General features: G+C 24.2%; 1 protein-coding gene and 1 pseudogene. One reads left to right on the top strand and one right to left on the bottom strand.

Annotation, left to right across the window (positions count from 1 at the left end; translation table 4 throughout):
* On the bottom strand, nt 1-508 hold a 508-nt coding region (locus C6B38_RS10535; protein ID WP_443028737.1), incomplete at its 3' end, for a spiroplasma phage ORF1-like family protein.
* A 190-nt stretch (nt 509-698) separates the two neighbouring features.
* On the opposite strand from C6B38_RS10535, the pseudogene C6B38_RS02750 reads away from it, so the two are divergent.
* Nucleotides 699-1,628, top strand: a pseudogene (locus C6B38_RS02750) (spiroplasma phage ORF1-like family protein); the annotation flags it as partial.
* Nucleotides 1,629-1,969: the final 341 nt, after the last annotated feature.

Raw genomic sequence — 1,969 nt, 5'->3', positions numbered from 1 at the left:
GTAAATTATCAATATATCCATTTTCAATAAACGAACTACGATTTTGAAACACTGGCACCAAAGCACTTGCAAAAAACGACTGTAAAAACTTAGATAAATCAAACTGACCGCTAAACTGTTGATAATACTTTAAATCTTTACTATTTAATGATGAATAAATTGAACCATTAAAATTAAAAACTTCACCCATTCCCGTTCGCATAAAACTAAAATTAAAACTTAAATCATCATTATTAATATTATTTAACTCTAAACTACCAGAAATAATTAAATTTGCTTCATCAACAGTCAAAATCATCCGATAAATTGCTTTTTTAATATTTTTAACATCCAATTCATCAACCGTCTCAAAATCAAAAATTATCCGCTTTGTACCAACCTTATTCGGATTTTCATAATCCGCACTACCACCTTGCTGAACACGGACATTTTCTTGTAAAACAGAATATAAACATAAACTAATAAATTCTTTTACACGAGTTTGTTGATAACTATTTCAGTCAGTAATTTCACCAGTGTTTTTGTCAATTGTAGGTGTTTCTGGTTCACCATCACCATCTCAACAATATAAATTAATAATAGAATATCAATTATTATATATAGGATAAATATAAAATGTATTGTTAATAAAATAATAGGAGAAATTGATTTTTCATTTTGATTATTTTTAAATTTAATAATTTTAATTGATTGATTAGTTTTTTGCAAGTGCTTTGGTGCCAGTGTTTCAAAATCGTAGTTCGTTTATTGAAAATGGATATATTGATAATTTACAGTATGATACTGTTTTAGTTAACTTTTTTGCGTTGAAATTACAAAATTTTAATAATATTTTGTTGAGTGAAAATATTAACGATAAATTGCAATTTGATAAATTATTAAATAGTATGTTTAAGATTTCACAGAAATTTTATACTAATTATTTACGTACGATTTTTGATTTAGAGAATAATAATTATGTTCAAGGTTATAATAAAAAATATGGTTTATTAGTAAATAATGGTTTTAAAATTTACCCACGATATTTTTATTTTTCTGATAAATATAAGCAATTAGATATTAAATTATATTCAGCATTTAAAAATCGGTTTTATACGATTAATAATTATGGTAGTGTTTTTAATTATGATTTTTCGGTTGCTAATAATTATAATATTAAGTCAAATTCGGGTTATGTTTTTGGTGGTGATTTACAAAATAAATATGGTTTGCAATATAAGAAAATTGAAGAACAAAAAATCGGTTATAATGTTTTTGAATTGCAAGCACAAAAAGAGAATGATATGTACCGATATTATGATTTTAATTTTGGGATTTATAATTGACAAGAGATTAATAATGGTGGTTTGTTCCCCAATAAGCAATGATGACAAGTGCAATATGTAACGCCAGAGGGCTGATGAGATTTTGGTGCTCATATTAAAAATGCGGTGATTTGAATTGTCAACACTATTCCTGGTGTTAAACAAGTTAATGAATTAGCGAGTGGTGTTGGAAAGGTTTTTGAAACAGTATATAGTTTTTTTAGTCAAATATTTGAAGTATGAAAATTTAATCCAGCATTGTATAGTACAATAACAAATATCTTTTTATTAATTATTTTTATGAAATTTGTGCGATTAATATAAAAAAGGAACTGTTATTTAGTTCCTTTTTGTTCTTTTCAGTCAATAATTTCACCAGTGTTTTTGTTGATAGTAGGTATTTGTGGTTCACTGCTTCCATTAAAACAATAAACAGAATTATTTTTTCATATAAAATCTGTTCCATTTTTTAAATGTTGTCAGTGTGTATTTTGATTTTTTATAAAATTATCATCAAAATAAAATTTTTCATATTTATATTCACTACCAAATTGACGAACATAAAAATATCATTTATTATTTGGTTTTAAAAATTCATTTTTTCTATTATTAAAATTAATTAATTTTCAATTAAATTATCTACTTTCAACTTAACTCTTGGATAA

The organism is Spiroplasma sp. ChiS, assembly GCF_002968355.1.
Lineage (GTDB): Bacteria > Bacillota_I > Bacilli_A > Mycoplasmatales > Mycoplasmataceae > Spiroplasma > Spiroplasma citri.
The sequence above is the reverse complement of the archived record's forward strand: the minus strand, read 5'-3'. Positions and strand labels throughout refer to the sequence as shown.